This window comes from Citrobacter sp. Igbk 16, assembly GCF_028069755.1.
Taxonomy (GTDB): Bacteria; Pseudomonadota; Gammaproteobacteria; order Enterobacterales; family Enterobacteriaceae; genus Citrobacter.
In genome coordinates, this window is the sequence record NZ_JANEWJ010000033.1 from 13090 (window position 1) to 33233 (window position 20144).

Genomic DNA, 20144 nt, shown 5'->3' on the forward strand with positions numbered 1-20144 from the left:
GGTTCAAACGAAAAAAGCGTGGAATGCTCCACGCTTTTTTTATTGCCGGATGGCTGCGTTGCCTTATCCGGCCTACCGAGCGTAGCCCGGATAAGTTTTTTACCCGCGACGCGCTTTAACCGCATCCGCCAGTTGGCGCAGTACCGCATCGGTATCTTCCCAGCCAATGCAGGCATCAGTGATGCTCTTGCCGTAGGTCAGCGGTTCACCGCTATCCGGGTTCTGATTACCTTCGACCAGATGGCTTTCGATCATCACACCAATAATGGCTTTCTCGCCGCCGGCAACCTGTCCACAAACATCGCTGGCTACATCCATCTGCTTTTTGAACTGCTTGCTGGAGTTGGCATGGCTAAAGTCGATCATCACCTGCGCAGACAAACCCGCTTTGACCAGACCTTCTTTTACGTCTGCGACGTGCTGAGCGCTGTAGTTTGGCTCTTTGCCACCACGCAGAATGATATGACAATCGCCGTTACCACTGGTATTCACAATGGCGGAGTGACCCCATTTGGTCACGGACAGGAAGCAGTGTGGTGCGCCTGCGGCGTTAATGGCATCAATGGCAACTTTGATGGTGCCATCAGTACCGTTTTTAAAACCAACCGGACAGGAAAGACCAGACGCCAGCTCACGGTGCACCTGAGACTCAGTGGTACGCGCGCCAATTGCGCCCCAGCTCATCAGATCCGCAAGATATTGCGGGGTGATCATATCCAGAAACTCACCCGCTGCCGGCAATCCGCTGTCGTTGATATCCAGCAGCAATTTACGTGCGATGCGCAGGCCATCGTTGATCTGGAAGCTGTTGTCCATATGTGGATCGTTGATAAGCCCTTTCCAGCCGACGGTGGTACGCGGTTTTTCAAAGTAAACACGCATGACGATTTCAAGCTCGCCTTTCAACTCTTCGCGCAGCGCCAGAAGACGTGCGGCATACTCTTTAGCGGCAGCCGGATCATGAATTGAGCACGGTCCAATAACAACCAACAGGCGATCGTCATTCCCTTTCAGAATTTTATGAATCGCCTTACGGGCATGCGCAACTGTATTTGCGGCATTTTCAGTAGCGGGGAATTTTTCCAGCAGTGCAACCGGGGGTAATAACTCGTTGATCTCTTTAATGCGTAAATCGTCGTTCTGATAATTCATGATTATTCCAGCGTAGCCATACTTATATAAATGAATGCAATCCCCCCAATCTATATCTTCAGTCATAAAGTGTAAACGGGGTTTTACAGTACGAACCGTGTTATCCCGGGATTAAGCAAAAAAACGCAAGAATGTAGCGAATAGTGAGATCCAGACCGCAAATCCCAACTGTAATTGCGGCTTTTATTATTATTTTCAAAATTCTGTGCTGACTATCGATACACATCGTGGATCTTTACCCACTGTACGGTAAGGCAACGCCCACTATTTACGTGGCTGATAAAGGGAGAATAGAAGCTCTCCTTTTTAATTTTATCCCCCCAAAAACGGTATGATGTCATACAGTAAAGGTGAGAATAACAAAGGGATGGCACAATGGCGCACTCACATACTCATACTTCCCCCGACCAGCCAAAAGATAATAATGCCCGTCGACTGCTGTTCGCCTTCTGCATTACAGCGGGGTTCATGCTGGTCGAAGTGGTAGGAGGGATACTTTCAGGCTCGCTGGCGCTGCTGGCGGATGCCGGACATATGCTCACTGATGCCGCAGCGCTGCTTTTTGCTCTGCTGGCCGTTCAATTTGCCCGTCGACCGCCGACCATCCGACACACTTTCGGCTGGCTGAGGCTCACGACGCTGGCCGCATTTGTTAACGCTATTGCGTTGGTGGTGATCACGATTTTAATCGTCTGGGAAGCGATTGAGCGCTTCCATACGCCCCGTCCGGTCGCCGGCGGGATGATGATGGTCATCGCCGTTGCGGGTTTACTGGCTAACGTCCTTGCCTTCTGGGTTTTACATCGCGGCAGCGAAGAGAAAAACCTCAACGTTCGTGCCGCAGCGCTGCATGTGATGGGCGATTTGCTGGGCTCGGTCGGCGCGATCATTGCGGCACTGATCATTATCTGGACGGGCTGGACCCCTGCAGACCCTATTCTCTCTATTCTGGTTTCTGTTCTGGTGTTGCGTAGCGCCTGGCGCTTACTGAAAGACAGTGTGAATGAATTACTCGAGGGCGCGCCCCATGCGCTGGATATCGCCGCTCTACAGCGACATCTCAGCCGGGATATCCCCGAGGTTCGCAATGTACACCATGTTCACGTCTGGATGGTGGGTGAAAAACCGGTCATGACACTGCATGTTCAGGTCGTCCCGCCGCACGATCACGATGCGTTGCTGGAACGCATTCAGCACTTTCTTATTCATCACTATCAGATTGAACACGCGACGATTCAGATGGAATATCAGCCGTGCAATGGACCGGACTGTCACCTGTATGAGGGACTGTCCGGCCATTCACATCACCATCACTAATGGGAAAACGCGCGTGAACCCCGTTCGCGCGCGCTGTTAATCCACATCCTGCTGCCGTTCAACGCGATCACAGTCAGAATCATGTATTCCAGCGACATGGCATACACCCCTTGCAGGGCAAAGATCACGACGCTGATGATGTTAATGAGCACCCACAATAGCCAGTTCTCGACGTATTTGCGCGTCATCAGGATCATCGCCACAATCGATAGCACCATCATGCAGGAATCCCAAAACGGGAACGCATCCGGTTGAAATTCAGGTAATGCAACCTGTAATCCCAGCCCTTGCATGATAGTCACCGCAATACGGGTGAGAAACGCAAACACCGGATCGATGTACACTGTCATCAGACCAATTGCCACCACACAAGCCGCCAGCCAGCCCAACGCTTTCGGCAACGGCAGCCAGCGAATTTTAAGTTCAGCCTCATGCTGGCTGGTTTGCCGGGACCAGGCGTACCAGCCATAGATATTGGCGGCAAAAAAGAACACCTGCAGCAACAAGCTGGCGTAAAGTTGGATCTGAAAGAAGATAATCGCAAACAGCGTGACGTTTATCAGACCAAAGAAGTAATTACTGATTTTCTCCATACTGGCGAGGCCAATACACAGTAACCCGGCGATAGTCCCCACCGCTTCAATCCACGACAGATCGTACCCGCCTGCACCGATTGGAATATGTACCAGAATGTTCTGCGTGCTAAAAAAATCCATCTTTTCCCCCAGAGCGAAACGCCGTAATTAAGCTCGTAGTGTAGCCGCAAATTCCAGCATGCGGTTTAACGGCAGCAATGCGCCTTCTCGCAGCGCGGCATCAACATGTATCTCATGAGCCACACCCCCCTGCTCAAGTCCCTCAGCAATCGCTTTAAGGCCGTTCATTGCCATCCACGGACAGTGCGCACAGCTACGACACGTTGCACCTTCACCCGCTGTCGGGGCTTCAAGCAGCTCTTTATCCGGAACAGCTTGCTGCATTTTGTAAAAAATACCCCGATCGGTCGCCACAATCAGTTGCTTGTGCGGTAACGATTTAGCGGCGCTGATTAGCTGGCTGGTTGATCCCACTGCATCAGCCATATCAACGATAGACTGGGGAGATTCAGGGTGCACAAGTACGGCAGCGTCAGGATACAGCCCTTTCATGCGTGTTAATGCCTGGGTTTTAAATTCATCATGAACGATACAGGCACCCTGCCAGCAGAGAACATCCGCCCCGGTCTGTTTTTGTACGTAATTACCCAGGTGCTTGTCAGGAGCCCAAATGATTTTTTCCCCCAAGCTATCAAGGTGTTCAATCAGTTCGACGGCAATACTGGACGTCACGACCCAGTCCGCACGTGCTTTAACGGCGGCTGAAGTGTTGGCGTAAACCACGACAGTGCGATCCGGATGCGCATCGCAAAATGCGCTAAACGACTCAATCGGGCACCCCAGATCTAGTGAGCATTCAGCCTGTAAGGTTGGCATCAGTATGGTTTTTTCCGGGCTCAGAATTTTGGCTGTTTCGCCCATAAACCGGACTCCCGCAACCAGCAACGTAGAGGCCGGATGTTTTGATCCGAACCGCGCCATCTCCAGCGAGTCAGAGATACAGCCTCCGGTTTCTTCGGCCAACTGCTGTATTTCAGGATCGGTGTAATAGTGCGCAACCATGACGGCATCACGCTCTTTCAGCAGACGTTTAATTTTCTCTCGATAAAATTGCTTTTCATCCACACTCAACGGCGCAGGTTTTGGCGGAAACGGGTAGATTGCTGCTTCAGGATCAAACATCACGCTCATCTTGCTTTCTCGTTTTACTGGCTTAACGAAATAACCGAGTAGAAGCGTGACATACGCTATATTCGGTTAGAATTGTTTTGTATGCTAAACAAGATAGCGGATTGGTGTCGAAAAGTCACAAGAATTGCGAGTGATGAATGCCGGATGGCGACTGGCGTCTTATCCGGCCTACATGAGTCGTGTCGTCAGTAGGCCTGATAAGCGAAGCGCATCAGGCAAGCAGATTCGAATCTTATAAATCGCAGATAGCAAAAAGGCGCCGCCAGCGCCCTCTTTTACACTGGTGGGGCGTGCAGGATGACTCGCTTCGCTCGCCCTCCGGGCCGTCGCCGTAAACGGCTCCGTTGTCTCACTACGTGAGACCCGAACCTGCTGCAGGTTCGAATCGTTAATTCTGTGCATAGCAAAAAGGCGCCTTTAGGGCGCCTTTTTACACTGGTGGGGCGTGCAGGATTCGAACCTGCGACCAATTGATTAAAAGTCAACTGCTCTACCAACTGAGCTAACGCCCCCATATGGGGTTTACTGCTTCAATTATTCAGGATGGTGGGTCGTGCAGGATTCGAACCTGCGACCAATTGATTAAAAGTCAACTGCTCTACCAACTGAGCTAACGACCCGCTCGGATGTCGCCTGAAAAATTTTTTACTCGACACCAATATAAGAATTGGTGGGGCGTGCAGGATTCGAACCTGCGACCAATTGATTAAAAGTCAACTGCTCTACCAACTGAGCTAACGCCCCGAGTGGTGGGTGATGACGGGATCGAACCGCCGACCCCCTCCTTGTAAGGGAGGTGCTCTCCCAGCTGAGCTAATCACCCGTTACTGCGCTGGATACTGCATTAAGTGGTGGGTCGTGCAGGATTCGAACCTGCGACCAATTGATTAAAAGTCAACTGCTCTACCAACTGAGCTAACGACCCACTTTTGCGCTGCTTTTGGTTTGTTTGATATCCCTTGGCAACGGCGGCATATATTACTGATTTCAGATTTTAGCGCAACAAAAATTTCGATGTAAATTACTCAACTGCTTAGGAATCACACGACGCGACCAGAAATAACACGATTTCTGGTCGCATGGTGTGCATTACATCGCGCCAAGACGTTTTTGCGCTTGTTTCGCGCCATCAGTACCAGGGTATTTAGTGATAACCTGCTGATAAACGGCTTTCGCTTTTGCTGTGTCACCTTTGTCCTGCATGATGACGCCGACTTTATACATCGCGTCTGCAGCCTTCGGTGATTTTGGGAAGTTTTTAACTACGGATGCAAAATAGAACGCTGCATCATCTTTTTTACCCTTGTTGTAATTCAACTGACCGAGCCAGTAATTCGCATTTGGCAGGTAAGTAGAATCCGGGTACTTTTTGATGAAGTTCTGAAATGCAACGATCGCATCATCCTGACGGGATTTATCCTGTACCAGAGCGATTGCCGCATTGTAATCAGTATTCGCATCGCCAGTTTGCGCCGGAGCGCCTGACGAGGCTGCAGCACCCGCATCGGGTGCTGGGGTTGCCGCCCCACTCTGATCACCAGCCGCAGATTGCGCCGCAGGCGCGCTACCGCTGCCGAGATTATTCATCTGCAGCAATATCTGTTTTTGGCGTTCAACAACTTGATTCAGCTGGTACTGACTTTCCTGAATTTGACCACGCAGGGCATCAATATCGGACTGATTATCGGAGAGTTGTTGCTGGAGTTGGGTTAAAAGCTGACTGTGAGCGTTAGAAATACGCTCGAGTTGAGTGACGCGGTCTTCGACCGAGCCAGAGCCGACACTACTGATTGGCGCCTGAGCAAAAGCGGCCCAGGGGGCCGCTATGCCAACCAGTAACGACAGACTCAACAGGTGATGTCTGAAGTTACTGCTCATGCAATTCTCTTAGTAAACCAGTACGGCGCGACGGTTTTTGGCGTAAGCCGCTTCGTCATGACCCAGTACTGCAGGTTTTTCTTTACCGTAAGAAACGATGGAGATCTGGTCCGCAGAAACGCCTTTACCCTGCAGGTACATCTTAACGGCGTTAGCACGACGTTCACCCAGGGAGATGTTGTACTCAGGAGTACCACGTTCGTCCGCATGACCTTCTACGGTGACTTTGTAAGACGGGTTGCTACGCAGGAAGTTAGCGTGCGCATCCAGCATTGCAGCGAAGTCAGAACGGATATCGTACTTATCCAGATCGAAGTAAACGATGTTGTTCTGCTGCAGTTGTTGCATCTGCAGACGCGCTTGCTCTTCGGAGGACATGTTGCCGCTACCGTTTGCATCCATACCAGTGCCGGCACCCAGCATGCCTTCGCTGCCGTCATTGCTGGCGTTCTTGTTAGAAGAACATGCCGCAATAGCCATAACAGGCAGAGCAATCATCAGCCCTTTCAGCACTTTGTTCAGTTGCATTTCAATGATTCCTTTATTAATCAATTATTTATTATCACAGATACGGCGACCAGGCAGGGAATTTAACCTGTCCATCAGTTGCCGGAAGACGCGCTTTGAAACGCCCATCTGTAGAAACCAAATTCAGCACGGATCCCATCCCCTGAGAAGAGCTGTAGATTACCATAGTGCCGTTAGGTGCCAGACTTGGCGTTTCGTCCAGGAACGTTGACGACAGAACTTGTACGCCACCCGCTACCAGATCTTGTTTGGCAATGTGCTGCTGACCATTCGCCGAGCTTACCATTACCATAAACTTACCGTCGCTGCTGACATCAGCATCCTGGTTTTGCGAACCTTCCCAGGTAATACGCTGCGGAGCACCGCCGTTGACGTTAACTTTATACACCTGCGGACGACCGGCCTGGTCAGACGTAAAGGCCAGGTTTTGGCTGTCCGGGAACCAGGTAGGTTCCGTGTTGTTGCTACGACCATCAGTGACCTGACGGATCTGACCGGAACCGATGTCCATAACGTACAGGTTCAGGCTACCGGTTTTAGACAGGGCAAACGCCAGTTTGCTGCCATCCGGAGAAAACGCAGGTGCACCGTTGTGACGCGGGAACGAAGCAACCTGACGCACTGCGCCGTTGGACAACGTCTGAATAACCAGCGCTGAACGACCGCTTTCGAAGGTAACGTAGGCCAGTTTAGAACCGTCCGGAGACCACGCCGGAGACATCAACGGCTGCGGAGAGCGGTGAACGACAAACTGGTTGTAACCATCGTAGTCAGACACACGTAATTCGTACGGGAACTGACCACCGTTCGTCTGAACAACATACGCGATACGGGTACGGAATGCGCCCTTAATACCGGTCAGTTTTTCAAATACTTCGTCACTTGCAGTATGCCCCGCATAACGCAGCCACTGCTTGTTCACTTTATAGGTGTTCTGTGCCAGTACGGTACCTGGTGCGCCACCGGTATCAACCAGTTGATATGCAACGCTATAGGAACCATCCGGGTTTGGCGTAACCTGGCCTACCACGACGGCATCAATACCCAGAGCGGACCATGCAGCAGGCTGAACTTCAGCTGCAGTCCCCGGCTGCTGAGGCAGACGAGATCTGTCTAGTGGGTTAAATTTACCGCTGTTACGCAGGTCAGCACCTACGATACCACCGATATCTTCAGGTGCAGCGCCCGGCCCTGCCCACTGGAACGGGACAACACCAATCGGGCGTGCCGAGTCTACCCCTTGGGTGATCTCGATACGTACTTCTGCATGCAGCACTGCTGCCCACAGCATCAGAAAACCAAATGCTACTCGTAATGCCTGCTTCATCATATCTCCCTTATCTGGACGGAACGCCCACGATAATTTAGCAGAATGTTAACAAACTCAAATACACAAAACTACCAGAACTCTGTCTCAACCTTAGACCGTTTCCCCTGAATTCTCAGGGGGCGTTATTACAGTTTAAAGTCCAGTTTGGCATCTTTTACTTTTTCATAAACAGCCTGGCTAGGCGGTTTAGGAATTCTGGCTGTTTTCGCAGCCGTCAGCGCAGCCTGGCACAATGCCGGATCACCACCCTCTTCGGTCACATCCAGTAACAGACCATCGGGCGCTAACTTGATATGTAATACGCAAGATTTCCCTGCATATAAATCGGCACCATACAAACGGCTCTGGATTGCATTACGAATTTGAGATGCGTAAGCACTGATATCAGCACCAGATGCACCGCCATTTGCACCACTTGTACCACTATCTTTTGCCGGTTGGCCGTTTCCTTTCGCCCCACCGCCTGATTTCGGCGCATTCTTACCGGAGCTTAAGTCACCTAATAAGTCGTCAACACCCGAAGCGGCAGCAGCTTTTTCAGCGGCCGCTTTTTTCGCAGCGGCGGCTTTATCGGCTGCTGCTTTCTTATCGGCAGCGGCTTTCTCTGCAGCAGCTTTTTTATCTGCAGCGGCTTTTTCGGCGGCGGCTTTCTTCTCTGCAGCCGCTTTTTCAGCAGCGGCAGCTTTCGCGGCAGCCGCTTTTTCGGCAGCAGCAGCGGCTTTCTCAGCGGCAGCTTTTTCAGCCGCAGCTTGTTTAGCGGCTTCAGCCTGCGCTTTCTTCGCGGCGTCTGCGGCGGCCTTGGCAGCCTGCGCCTCAGCAACCTTCTTAGCATCGGCAGCCGCTTTTGCAGCTTCAGCCTCAGCTTTCTTCTGGGCATCAGCAGCGGCTTTCTTCGCAGCATCTGCCGCTTGTTTCGCCTGAGCATCTGCTTTGGCTTTCGCGTCTGCTGCAGCCTTCGCCGCAGCTTCTTCAGCCTGCTTCTGTTGCTCCTGTGCTTTCGCCGCAGCGGCTTCAGCCTGTTTCTGCTGTTCCGCCTGCTCGCGCACTTTTTCCTGCGCCGCTAAACGTTCTTTCTCCAGCTGTTTCAGACGCTCTTGCTCTGCCGCCTGCTTCTCACGAAGCTCCTCGGCCTGCTGCTGCGCCTGTTTCTCACGCTGTTCTTCTGCACGTTTCGCACTTGCCTGCTGTTGCTGCTGCCTGTCGTACTGTTGAACAACAGCACCAGGATCGACCATAACGGCGTCGATGGACGAGCCACCACCACCGCCGGCTGAAGCATCAATGTGCTCATCGAACGAACTCCAGATCAGTGCCGCAAATAAAATGACATGCAGCACCGCTGAAATAATTATCGCCCTTTTGAGCTTGTCGTTTTGTTCGGTTGCCTTTGACACTCTCGGTTCCCAAAAAACTGTTCGCCTGTTACGCGCTATCTTTCAAGCCAGGAATACGCAGACATCAGATTGGCTGCGTCATTAAGCCAACCGATTTCACGCCTGCACTGTGTAACAAGTTCAGCGCTTTAATTATTTCATCATAAGGCACGTCTTTCGCACCACCGATTAAAAAGACCGTTTTCGGGTTGGCCTGCAGACGGCTCTTCGCTTCTGCGATAACCTGCTCTGGTGGTAGTTGATCCATCCTGTCTTTTTCAACCACCACGCTGTATTGTCCAACACCGGAAACTTCAATAATGACCGGAGGTTCGTCGTTGCTACTAACGGCTTGCGACTCAGTCGCATCCGGCAGGTCGACTTCCACGCTCTGTGTAATGATTGGCGCTGTTGCCATAAAGATCAGCAGCAGAACCAGCAGTACGTCGAGCAACGGTACAATATTGATTTCGGACTTGAGTTCGCGACGACCTCGTCCACGCGTTCTGGCCATGGTTTACCCCTTGTTGCTCTCGCTAACGGTAAACGCCTGGCGGTGCAGAATCGCGGTGAACTCTTCCATAAAGTTGTCGTAATTCAGTTCCAGCTTGTTCACGCGCTGATTCAGTCGGTTGTAAGCCATAACCGCCGGGATTGCCGCAAACAGGCCAATGGCTGTTGCAATCAACGCTTCCGCGATACCCGGTGCAACCATTTGCAGGGTTGCCTGTTTTACCGCGCCCAGCGCGATAAATGCGTGCATGATCCCCCAAACGGTACCGAACAGACCAATGTATGGGCTGATGGAGCCGACGGTTCCCAGGAACGGAATATGCGTTTCCAGCGTTTCCAGTTCGCGGTTCATAGAGATACGCATCGCACGGGATGCCCCCTCAACAACCGCTTCCGGCGCGTGGCTATTTGCCCGATGCAGGCGCGCAAATTCTTTGAATCCACTGTAGAAAATTTGTTCCGAACCGGCCAGATTATCCCGGCGCCCCTGGCTTTCCTGGTACAAACGCGATAATTCGATACCAGACCAAAACTTATCTTCAAACGCTTCTGCTTCACGTGAGGCGGCATTCAAAATACGGGTCCGCTGGATGATAATGGCCCAGGATGCGATTGAGAAACCAATCAAAATCAACATGATAAGTTTAACCAGAAGGCTTGCCTTCAGGAACAAATCAAGGATATTCATGTCAGTCACTGCTTAAACTCCGCGACAATAGACTTGGGAAGCGCACGAGGCTTCATTTTGAGTGGATCAACGCAAACAATCAGAACTTCGGCTTCATTCAGCACGACGTTCTCTGCGTTGACAATGCGTTGCGTGAAAACCAATGAGGTGCCACGCATTGACGTAATTTCGGTTTGGACTTCGAGCATATCGTCGAGCCGGGCTGGCGCAAAATATTCCAGGGTCATCTTGCGCACCACAAAGGCTACACGTTCTGCCAACAGCACCTGCTGACTGAAGTGATGATGACGCAGCATCTCTGTGCGTGCTCGCTCATAAAAAGCAACATAGCTGGCGTGGTAAACCACCCCACCGGCATCGGTGTCTTCATAATAGACACGAACCGGCCATCGAAATATATACTTATTCATTCTTACTGCCTCTTTGTTGGCTTCGTCCACTCACACCAGCCGCTTATCTTTGTAAACGCCTGGTGACTCGCGTTCTTGCCGCCGCGATGCATCAAGAATGTCGTTGTATATCGCGCTGTCTTCACTGTACATCCCGGTAGTGCTTTCAAACTTCGCTACTATACGCGCGGGAATGATGCTTTGGAATGGGGGAAAGTAAACGGAGAGTAAAAAATTATGGGCTTATGCAAGCCCATAAATATTTAAGGATGTTTCTTATTCAAAAGAAGAAGAAAATAAGACCAACAACGAGGACGATATCTGCGATCAGCGGGCAGAAGATGCCCTGCCAGTGCACCGCACGAGGACGAAATCCAACGCCATGAATGATGCCAGTGCAGACAGCCCACATCAGCAGGAAGCCATGCCAGATCTCAAGCTCACTGGTTTTGGCCGCGAAACGTGACGGATCCCAGAATATGCAACCAGCCAACACGATTGCCAGCACAAAGGAAAGCGCCCGCAAGGGGCGCTTATCCATCGCGTTGTATACCATCGCGATAATGTTGGTCATCAACTTTCTTCTTGTCCGGCTTTGCCTGATTCAACGTGCTCAAGCGCCAGTGCTGTGATTATCCCAAATGCACAGGCAAGAAGCGTTCCCAAAATCCATGCGAAATACCACATTTTTAGCTCCTTACTTAGTACAGAGAGTGGGTGTTGCTTTCAATATCTTCTTTAGTGATGCGACCGAACATCTTCCAGTAACACCAGCTGGTGTAGAGCAGAATAATCGGTACAAACACCGCCGCAACCCAGGTCATTAGGTTCAATGTTCTCTGGCTGGAGGTGGCATCCCACATGGTCAGACTTGCGTTCATCATGGTGCTGGACGGCATCACAAACGGGAACATTGCGATACCGGCAGTCAGGATGATGCAGGCTAACGTCAGTGAGGAGAAGATGAACGCCCAGGCCCCTTTCTCCATACGAGAAGTCAGAATGGTCAGCAGCGGCAGAACCACGCCCAACGCAGGAACCAGCCACAGGATAGGTGCATTGTTAAAGTTCACCATCCAGGCGCCCGCTTCACGCACCACTTCTTTGGTCATCGGGTTAGAGGCCGCGTGGTGATCCAGTGCGGAAGTCACCACATAACCATCAATCCCGTAAATAACCCAAACACCGGCCAGTGCGAAGCAAACCAGAGTCACCAGCGCCGCAACCTGTGAGGTGGTACGAGCACGCAGGTGTAGTTCACCTACGGTACGCATCTGCAGATAGGTTGCGCCCTGAGTGATGATCATCCCTACGCTCACAATCCCTGCCAGCAGACCAAACGGATTCAGCAACTGGAAGAAGTTACCGGTGTAGTACAAACGCATGTACTCATCCATGTGGAACGGAACACCTTGCAGCAGGTTGCCAAACGCAACGCCGATAACCAGCGGCGGAACGAAGCTACCAATGAAGATGCCCCAGTCCCACATGTTGCGCCAGCGCATATCTTCAATCTTGGATCGGTAATCGAAACCGACCGGACGGAAGAACAATGACGCCAGTACCAGGATCATCGCCACGTAGAAACCGGAGAACGCAGCAGCGTACACCATCGGCCATGCAGCGAACAATGCGCCACCCGCGGTGATAAGCCATACCTGGTTACCGTCCCAGTGCGGGGCGATGGAGTTAATCATAATTCGACGCTCGGTATCATTACGACCGAGGAAACGGGTGAGCATGCCCACCCCCATGTCGAAGCCATCAGTGACCGCAAAACCAATCAGCAGAATGCCAACCAGCAGCCACCAGATAAAACGCAATACTTCATAATCGATCATTTGACGACTCCTGTCTTAGCGTACCGGCTGAGTAGTCACAGTAGACTGCTCGTAGTGATAACGACCGGTTTTCAGGCTACTCGGCCCAAGGCGTGCGAACTTGAACATCAGGTACAGTTCAGCCACCAGGAACAGGGTATACAGGCCGCAAATCAACAGCATCGAGAAGATGAGATCACCCGCAGTCAGCGAAGAGTTCGCCACGGCTGTCGGTAACACTTCACCTATCGCCCACGGTTGACGGCCATATTCTGCGACAAACCAGCCAGATTCAATGGCAATCCACGGCAGCGGAATCGCATACAGCGCTGTACGCAGCAGCCATTTTTTCTCGCCGATACGATTACGAATCACGGTCCAGAAGGACACAGCAATGATAGCCAGCATCAGGATGCCGCACGCCACCATAATACGGAATGCGAAGTACAGTGGCGCAACACGAGGGATAGAGTCTTTCGTGGCTTGCTGGATTTGCGCTTCAGTCGCATCAGTCACTTTATCTGTATAACGTTTCAGCAGCAGACCATATCCCAGATCTTTCTTCATGCTGTTGAACTGGTCGCGAACAGCCTGATCGGTAGAGCCTGCGCGCAGTTCTTCCAGCAGCTGATACGCTTTCATCCCGTTACGGATACGCTCTTCGTGCTGCACCATCAGATCTTTCAGACCAATGACCGGTGTATCAACAGAGCGGGTAGCGATGATGCCCAACGCATAAGGAATTTGAATCGCAAAATGGTTTTCCTGCGCATCCTGGTCCGGAATACCGAACAGCGTAAAGGATGCCGGTGCAGGTTGAGTTTCCCACTCGGCTTCAATAGCAGCAAGTTTGGTTTTCTGCACGTCGCCCATTTCGTAACCAGATTCATCACCCAGAACGATAACAGACAGAATGGCAGCCATACCAAAGCTGGCAGCGATAGCAAAAGAACGTTTAGCAAACGCGAAGTCACGGCCGCGCAGCATATAGTAGGAGCTGATACCCAGAACGAACATCGCGCCACAAACATAACCAGAAGCCACAGTGTGAACAAATTTCACCTGAGCAACCGGGTTGAGCACCAGTTCAGAGAAGCTCAGCATCTCCATACGCATGGTTTCAAAGTTGAAATCCGCAGCGATTGGGTTTTGCATCCAGCCGTTCGCAACCAGAATCCACAGTGCGGACAGGTTAGAACCCAGCGCCACCAGCCAGGTGACACACATATGCTGGACTTTACCCAAACGGTCCCAGCCGAAGAAGAACAGACCTACAAAGGTGGATTCGAGGAAGAAGGCCATCAAACCTTCAATCGCCAGCGGTGCACCGAAAATATCCCCGACATAGTGGGAATAGTAAGACCAGTTAGTCCCGAACTGGAACTCCATGGTCAGACCGGTTGCCACACCCAGAGCGAAGTTGATACCAAACAACTTGCCCCAGAACTTGGTCATATCTTTATAAATCTGTTTGCCGGAAAGGACGTAGACCGTTTCCATGATGGCCAACAAGAACGCCATACCGAGCGTCAGTGGCACAAACAGGAAGTGGTACATCGCGGTCAAGGCAAACTGTAAGCGCGACAGTTCGACTATATCTAACATCATGACTCCTTGCTCATCGCATGAAGACTCCGAGAGTGAACCCCGTTAGAAAGGGTCACACGCATGCCCCAATACAAATTTATTTGCTTCCTTCCCCCGCTGCTCTTTCTTCTCATTTGAAGAAAGGACAATGATGAAAAGTTACAAACATGTTAATAAAACACTCAAATTGATCCCGCAATTATATTACGCCGTAAAATCCTTACAATAAACAGGTTTTTATCGAGGTAAATTTGCATTTTTCGATAGTGATCAATTTATAGCTAATTTATCACTTTCAGACCAATTTGATCTGCAGCAATTTAACCTCATTTGGTGAGGTTTACCAAGTTTTAAACATTGATTTAAATCAATTTTCAATTTTAATGTTAATAGTGTTTATCGCTAGTGCGACTAGTGAACACCATGTTAACGATATGTTTTTCAATGAGTAATTGCCGTTACTACAAATGATAGGATATTTATTTAAATCTACACGATCTTTTAACCAGTCGGCGGGACAAAATTATGGACAGATAAAGAGTCACTATTGCTGGGTAGCTCACAGTTTTTTGTTTAGCAAGTCCTGCAATCATTATTTAATACAAATTATTCATTTTAATTTTACTTATAATTAACACCACAATGTAACTATCTCAACTGGAAGCGAAGCGGCAAACATTGACCGGTGCCCTGAGGCTTGGCGATCGCCCAGCAGAGACTCGCCGTTTCGCTTAAATCATCACTGCAAGTTATCACTCCCACCACAACATCGCTTCTACGCCAAAGAATAACTATATTACGAACAATTCATTATCATTTTTATCTTAAATTTAACAAAAAATATTTACGGCATATAAGATTAATAAATAAAAAACCGTTATGTCGTTCACAAGTTATTTAGCGAATATCATTTTTGAAATTATTAAAAACACCCCAGATAAAGCCCGCCACACAAAATAAGATTTCGATCACAAACATGGCAAGTTGTTTATTACTAAATTCGCTAATAAATAAAATAACCAATAGAAACTATTTTATAACATACTGATTTAAATAGATTTTTATGAAATCGAAATATAACAATCATTTTATGCAGGATATTTTGAAAATAGATCAATTGCTTCCTTTTTCGCTTCCACAGAAACTCCAACCCTATTAAGAGGTTGTCACAATCCATGTTCTAAATATTAGAAATATTCTTTACTTATTGACCATCAGCCCTACAGAGGATTACCCATGAAGAAATCTACACTTGTTATTGGCGTCATCGGTGCTGACTGCCATGCAGTAGGCAATAAAGTTCTGGATCGCGTTTTTACTGCTCATGATTTTCACGTAATCAACCTCGGGGTGATGGTGAGCCAGGATGAATATATTGATGCCGCAATTGAAACAGGCGCCGATGCCATCGTGGTGTCCTCCATCTACGGCCACGGCGACATTGACTGCCTCGGCTTGCGTGAGCGTTGCATTGAACGCGGCCTCGGCGACATTCTGCTGTATGTCGGCGGTAACCTTGTCGTGGGCAAACACGATTTTGCCGATGTCGAAGTGAAGTTTAAAGAAATGGGCTTCAACCGCGTTTTCGCCCCCAGCCACGACCTGGAAGATGTCTGCTCGCTTATCACTAACGATATTCACCAACACAATGGCCTCGAACAGCGTTGCCTGGAAGAGGCCATCTGATGCAAACAGTTTCTGTCGATATCGGCTCGACATGGACCAAGGCAGCCCTCTTCGCACAGGAAGGAGAGGTGTTAACGCTGGTCAATCATGTCCTGACCCCAACCACCACACATCATCTGGCAGACGGTTTTTTTGCCAGCCTGAATCAGGTGCTGAATGTTGCCGATGCTCGCCCGTTACTGAAAAGTGGTGAAGTGCAGTTGAAGTACTCCTCCTCAGCCAAAGGTGGACTCGCCGTTGCAGCAATGGGGCTGGTGCCTTCCATTACGCTGGAATCGGCGAAAGTTACCGCTCACTCGGCAGGAGCGAAAATCGCGCAATATTATTCGTACAAGCTGAACCGTCATGACATCCAGGAGCTGGAATCCGTCCCGCCAGATATCCTGTTGTTTACAGGGGGTACAGATGGCGGTGAAGAAAGCTATGGATTGGCCAATGCGCGTGCACTGGCGAATTCGAAGCTTGATTGCGCCATCATCTATGCCGGAAACCGTGATATTCAGGACGAAATACAAACGATTCTAGGTCACAAAGATCTGACCACGGTAGACAACATCCTGCCGGATCTCGATCACCCGAATCCGTTTGCCGCTCGTCAGGCCATTTGCGATGTGTTCTTGTCACGCATCGTAAAAGGTAAAGGTCTTGACGTCATCGTGGGTGAAACAGGCGAAGACCCCATGCCGACGCCGTGGACGGTGTATGAACTGGTAAAAGCAATTAGCGATTACGACAGCGCATGGAAGGAATTCATGCTGATCGATATGGGTGGCGCCACCACGGATGTCTATTCAGCCAGCGCGAATACCCTCTCCCCCGATACTGTCCTGCATGGTGTCCCTGAACCTTTCGTCAAACGTACCGTTGAAGGTGATTTGGGCATGCGCGTTTCCGCCGTCGTGGTGGGAGAAAGCACGCAGGATATGGTGAAAGTTGTTTTCGCCCAACAGCCACAACGTGAGGAGGCGTTTTATCGCTACCTGCGCCATCTGGTTGGGCAGCCGGACTACCTGCCGGTCAACGAGGAAGAGAAATATTTCGACACTCTGTTAGCCGGTTTGTGCGTGGGCTATGCCACTGAGCGCCACGCGGGCACTAAGAAGCAGGTTTGCACCTGCGTCGGTAACGTGGATTTACAGATGGGTCGCGATCTCACCACCGTACGGAAAGTTGTCGGTTCAGGTGGATGGCTCTCTCGCGCCAGCCAGTTCGATATTCATAACTGGCTCAAATACCGGGAGCTGGACGACCAGGGTAAAAGAATTCTGTTACCGAATCAGTTTGAGTATTACCGCGATTCATATGGCCTGCTCCCTCTACTGGCAAACGTCGCCAGGCTGTACCCGCAAGCCGCTGCTCGCACCAGCATTCAGTGTTTAACCCTACAAAACTAAAGGCAGCTACGAATGGAACTTCGAAATAAAAAATTGACCCACGACGAATTCATGACCGAAAGGCATCAGGTATTGCAAACCTGGGAAACCGGCAAAGACGTTGAGAACTTCGAAGATGGCGTGAAGTACCAGCAATCAATTCCAGATTCAAAACGCTTCTCCCTCGCGCTGTTGAAGGCCGACCAGGAAGGTAAAACGCTGAGCCAACCGCGTGCGGGCGTCGCACTCATGGATGAGCACATTGAGCTGCTTAAAACATTGCAGGAAGAATGTGACCTCCTGCCAAGTACAATCGATGCCTATACCCGTCTGAACCGCTATGAAGAAGCGGCTGTCGGGATCCAAAAATCTATCGAGGCGGGCACCTCCAAACTGAATGGTTTACCCGTCGTCAATCATGGGGTTGCTGCCTGCCGCCGTATGACTGAGTCGCTGGAAAAACCAATCCAGGTCCGCCACGGTACGCCAGATGCACGTCTGCTGGCAGAAATCGCCATGGCCAGTGGCTTTACCAGCTACGAAGGGGGCGGTATCTCCTACAACATCCCTTACGCCAAACGCGTCACCCTGGAAAAATCCATTCGTGACTGGCAGTACTGCGATCGCCTGATGGGACTGTACGAAGAAAATGGTATTCGCATCAACCGTGAACCGTTTGGTCCGTTGACCGGCACCCTGATCCCGCCGTTTATGTCCCACTCGGTGGCGATTATCGAAGGTCTGCTGGCACTGGAACAAGGCGTGAAGTCCATTACCGTCGGTTACGGCCAGGTCGGTAGTTTGACGCAGGATATCGCCGCCATTCAGGCACTGCGCGAACTGTCCCACGAATACTTCCATAACCACGGCTTCGATGATTATGAGCTGAGTACCGTATTCCACCAGTGGATGGGCGGATTCCCGGAAGATGAAGCAAAAGCCTTCTCCGTTATCGCCTGGGGCGCTGCGGTTGCTGGCATGTCCGGTGCCACAAAAGTCATTACCAAGAGCCCGCATGAAGCCTTCGGCATCCCAACCGCCGCGGCTAATGCTCAGGGTCTTAAAGCGTCACGCCAGATGCTTAACATGGTTAGCGACCAGAAATTCCCACAGTGCGCTGCCGTGGAACAGGAAGTCGAACTGATTAAGAGTGAAGTCCGCGCAGTACTGAAAAAAGTCTTCGAGCTGGGTAATGGCGACATTGCACGCGGTACGGTACTGGCTTTTGAAGCCGGTGTTCTGGATGTCCCCTTCGCCCCAGCCGCTTGCAACGCAGGCAAAATTCTGCCGGTGCGCGATAACACAGGTGCTATCCGTATTCTCGAAGCCGGTGCAGTTCCACTGCCGAAAGACATTCTCGCGCTGCACCACGACTACGTCTCAGAGCGCGCACATTTTGAAGGTCGCAAACCTTCTTTCCAGATGGTCATTGATGACATCAACGCCGTATCCCACAGTAAATTAATAGGAAGACCATAATGAAAATCAAACAGGCCCTTTTCACCGCTGGCTACTCCTCATTTTATTTTGACGATCAGCAGGCCATCAAAAACGGCGCAGGTCATGACGGCTTTATCTATACCGGCGATCCGGTAACGCCAGGCTTTACCTCCGTGCGTCAGGCTGGTGAATGCGTATCCGTCCAGCTGGTTCTGGAAAACGGCGCGGTCGCAGTGGGTGATTGCGCTGCGGTGCAATATTCAGGTGCCGGCGGCCGTGATCCGCTGTTCCTGGCTGAGAACTTCATTCCATTCCTCAACGATCACATCAAACCGCTGCTGGAAGGTCGTGACGTTGATGCATTCCTGCCGAATGCCCGTTTCTTTGACCAACTGCGTATTGACGGCCACCTGCTGCATACCGCCGTTCGTTATGGTCTGTCTCAGGCACTGCTTGACGCGGCGGCACTGGCCACCGGTCGTCTGAAAACTGAAGTGGTATGCGACGAGTGGCAACTGCCGTGCGTACCAGAAGCCATTCCATTATTTGGTCAGAGTGGTGACGACCGCTATATCGCCGTCGACAAAATGATCCTCAAAGGTGTGGATGTCCTGCCGCATGCACTGATCAATAACGTTGAAGAGAAGCTGGGCTTTAAAGGCGAAAAACTGCGTGAGTATGTGCGTTGGCTGTCTGACCGTATCTTAAGCCTGCGCACCAGCGAGCGTTATCACCCGACGCTGCATATCGATGTGTACGGCACGATCGGCCTGATTTTTGATATGGACCCGGTGCGTTGCGCCGAATACATCGCCAGCCTGGAAGCCGAAGCGCAAGGCCTGCCGCTGTACATTGAAGGTCCGGTTGATGCCGGCAACAAACCGGATCAGATCCGCATGTTGACCGCCATCACCAAAGAGCTGACCCGTCTGGGCTCCGGCGTGAAAATCGTGGCTGATGAATGGTGTAACACCTACCAGGACATCGTGGACTTCACCGACGCGGGCAGCTGCCACATGGTGCAGATCAAAACCCCGGACCTGGGCGGTATTCACAACATCGTTGATGCGGTGCTGTATTGCAACAAACACGCCATGGAAGCCTATCAGGGCGGTACCTGTAACGAAACCGAGATCAGTGCTCGCACCTGTGTCCACGTCGCACTGGCCGCACGCCCAATGCGCATGCTGGTAAAACCGGGTATGGGATTCGATGAAGGTCTCAACATCGTGTTTAACGAAATGAACCGCACCATCGCGCTGTTGCAAACTAAGGATTAAGAG

The 20144-nt window shown here is 50.9% G+C and carries 19 protein-coding genes, 5 tRNA genes and 1 other RNA gene; 5 read left to right on the forward strand and 20 right to left on the reverse strand.

Annotation, left to right across the window (positions count from 1 at the left end; all coding sequences use genetic code 11):
- Window positions 1–99: 99 nt before the first annotated feature.
- Window positions 100–1152 carry a 3-deoxy-7-phosphoheptulonate synthase AroG gene (gene aroG, locus NNO03_RS18575; protein WP_271441229.1) on the reverse strand — a complete coding sequence of 351 codons (1053 nt, stop codon included), beginning with the start codon at window positions 1150–1152 and terminating at the stop codon, window positions 100–102.
- Between the two features lie 375 nt (window positions 1153–1527).
- Between aroG and zitB the strand changes: the two genes are divergently transcribed.
- On the forward strand, window positions 1528–2469 hold the full coding sequence (gene zitB / locus NNO03_RS18580; protein WP_271441228.1) for a CDF family zinc transporter ZitB: 942 nt from the start codon (window positions 1528–1530) through the stop codon (window positions 2467–2469).
- On the opposite strand, the gene pnuC is transcribed toward zitB, so the two are convergent.
- From pnuC to cydA, 19 genes are all read right to left on the reverse strand, one after another.
- A complete protein-coding gene (pnuC, locus tag NNO03_RS18585) occupies window positions 2466–3185 on the reverse strand; it encodes a nicotinamide riboside transporter PnuC (protein ID WP_271450202.1) in 720 nt (239 codons plus the stop codon). The two genes, zitB and pnuC, sit on opposite strands and share 4 nt — an antisense overlap.
- Window positions 3186–3212: 27 nt before the next feature.
- Entirely contained in the window at window positions 3213–4256 is a 1044-nt protein-coding gene (nadA, locus tag NNO03_RS18590; protein ID WP_271441227.1) for a quinolinate synthase NadA, read from the reverse strand.
- A gap of 281 nt (window positions 4257–4537) precedes the next feature.
- Window positions 4538–4670: non-coding RNA, RtT sRNA (locus NNO03_RS18595), on the reverse strand.
- 22 nt (window positions 4671–4692) lie between these two features.
- Window positions 4693–4768: transfer RNA gene (locus NNO03_RS18600), tRNA-Lys, on the reverse strand.
- 32 nt (window positions 4769–4800) lie between these two features.
- A tRNA-Lys gene (locus NNO03_RS18605) sits at window positions 4801–4876 on the reverse strand.
- Window positions 4877–4924: 48 nt separating this feature from the next.
- Window positions 4925–5000, reverse strand: a tRNA-Lys gene (locus NNO03_RS18610).
- A gap of 3 nt (window positions 5001–5003) precedes the next feature.
- Window positions 5004–5079: transfer RNA gene (locus NNO03_RS18615), tRNA-Val, on the reverse strand.
- A 26-nt stretch (window positions 5080–5105) separates the two neighbouring features.
- Window positions 5106–5181: transfer RNA gene (locus NNO03_RS18620), tRNA-Lys, on the reverse strand.
- A 164-nt stretch (window positions 5182–5345) separates the two neighbouring features.
- Window positions 5346–6134 (reverse strand): cell division protein CpoB, encoded by a 789-nt coding sequence (gene cpoB / locus NNO03_RS18625; protein ID WP_048212240.1) that lies wholly within the window; start codon window positions 6132–6134, stop codon window positions 5346–5348.
- Window positions 6135–6143: 9 nt separating this feature from the next.
- The gene (gene pal / locus NNO03_RS18630; RefSeq protein WP_003022983.1) at window positions 6144–6662 is read right to left on the reverse strand and encodes a peptidoglycan-associated lipoprotein Pal; all 519 of its coding nucleotides are present in this window, start codon (window positions 6660–6662) and stop codon (window positions 6144–6146) included.
- A 34-nt stretch (window positions 6663–6696) separates the two neighbouring features.
- Complete coding sequence (gene tolB / locus NNO03_RS18635; RefSeq protein ID WP_038638949.1) at window positions 6697–7989, reverse strand: Tol-Pal system beta propeller repeat protein TolB; 1293 nt, start codon at window positions 7987–7989, stop codon at window positions 6697–6699.
- 128 nt (window positions 7990–8117) lie between these two features.
- The gene (tolA, locus tag NNO03_RS18640) at window positions 8118–9386 is read right to left on the reverse strand and encodes a cell envelope integrity protein TolA (RefSeq protein WP_271450203.1); all 1269 of its coding nucleotides are present in this window, start codon (window positions 9384–9386) and stop codon (window positions 8118–8120) included.
- A gap of 64 nt (window positions 9387–9450) precedes the next feature.
- Window positions 9451–9879, reverse strand: coding sequence for a colicin uptake protein TolR (tolR, locus tag NNO03_RS18645; protein ID WP_137381327.1), 429 nt, complete (start codon window positions 9877–9879; stop codon window positions 9451–9453).
- Between the two features lie 3 nt (window positions 9880–9882).
- Window positions 9883–10575: a Tol-Pal system protein TolQ gene (tolQ, locus tag NNO03_RS18650; RefSeq protein ID WP_003022976.1), complete on the reverse strand. Its 693-nt coding sequence runs from the start codon at window positions 10573–10575 to the stop codon at window positions 9883–9885.
- On the reverse strand, window positions 10572–10976 hold the full coding sequence (gene ybgC, locus NNO03_RS18655; RefSeq protein WP_005125439.1) for a tol-pal system-associated acyl-CoA thioesterase: 405 nt from the start codon (window positions 10974–10976) through the stop codon (window positions 10572–10574). Before ybgC ends, tolQ begins: the two co-directional genes overlap by 4 nt.
- 259 nt (window positions 10977–11235) lie before the next feature.
- Window positions 11236–11529 (reverse strand): cyd operon protein YbgE, encoded by a 294-nt coding sequence (gene ybgE, locus NNO03_RS18660; RefSeq protein WP_149335058.1) that lies wholly within the window; start codon window positions 11527–11529, stop codon window positions 11236–11238.
- Window positions 11529–11642: a cytochrome bd-I oxidase subunit CydX gene (gene cydX, locus NNO03_RS18665; RefSeq protein ID WP_061381940.1), complete on the reverse strand. Its 114-nt coding sequence runs from the start codon at window positions 11640–11642 to the stop codon at window positions 11529–11531. The genes ybgE and cydX overlap by 1 nt, the downstream gene beginning before the upstream one ends.
- A gap of 14 nt (window positions 11643–11656) precedes the next feature.
- On the reverse strand, window positions 11657–12796 hold the full coding sequence (gene cydB, locus NNO03_RS18670; protein ID WP_271441224.1) for a cytochrome d ubiquinol oxidase subunit II: 1140 nt from the start codon (window positions 12794–12796) through the stop codon (window positions 11657–11659).
- A 15-nt stretch (window positions 12797–12811) separates the two neighbouring features.
- Window positions 12812–14380 carry a cytochrome ubiquinol oxidase subunit I gene (gene cydA / locus NNO03_RS18675; RefSeq protein WP_271450212.1) on the reverse strand — a complete coding sequence of 523 codons (1569 nt, stop codon included), beginning with the start codon at window positions 14378–14380 and terminating at the stop codon, window positions 12812–12814.
- Between the two features lie 1218 nt (window positions 14381–15598).
- Here cydA and glmS point away from each other — a divergent pair.
- From glmS to NNO03_RS18695, 4 genes are read left to right on the forward strand one after another with little or no spacing between them, the layout of a single operon-like run.
- On the forward strand, window positions 15599–16048 hold the full coding sequence (gene glmS / locus NNO03_RS18680; RefSeq protein ID WP_137381330.1) for a methylaspartate mutase subunit S: 450 nt from the start codon (window positions 15599–15601) through the stop codon (window positions 16046–16048).
- The gene (gene glmL / locus NNO03_RS18685) at window positions 16048–17442 is read left to right on the forward strand and encodes a methylaspartate mutase accessory protein GlmL (protein ID WP_271450204.1); all 1395 of its coding nucleotides are present in this window, start codon (window positions 16048–16050) and stop codon (window positions 17440–17442) included. The genes glmS and glmL overlap by 1 nt, the downstream gene beginning before the upstream one ends.
- A 12-nt stretch (window positions 17443–17454) precedes the next feature.
- Window positions 17455–18900 carry a methylaspartate mutase subunit E gene (locus NNO03_RS18690; protein WP_271450205.1) on the forward strand — a complete coding sequence of 482 codons (1446 nt, stop codon included), beginning with the start codon at window positions 17455–17457 and terminating at the stop codon, window positions 18898–18900.
- Entirely contained in the window at window positions 18900–20141 is a 1242-nt protein-coding gene (locus NNO03_RS18695) for a methylaspartate ammonia-lyase (protein WP_137381333.1), read from the forward strand. Before NNO03_RS18690 ends, NNO03_RS18695 begins: the two co-directional genes overlap by 1 nt.
- Window positions 20142–20144: the final 3 nt, after the last annotated feature.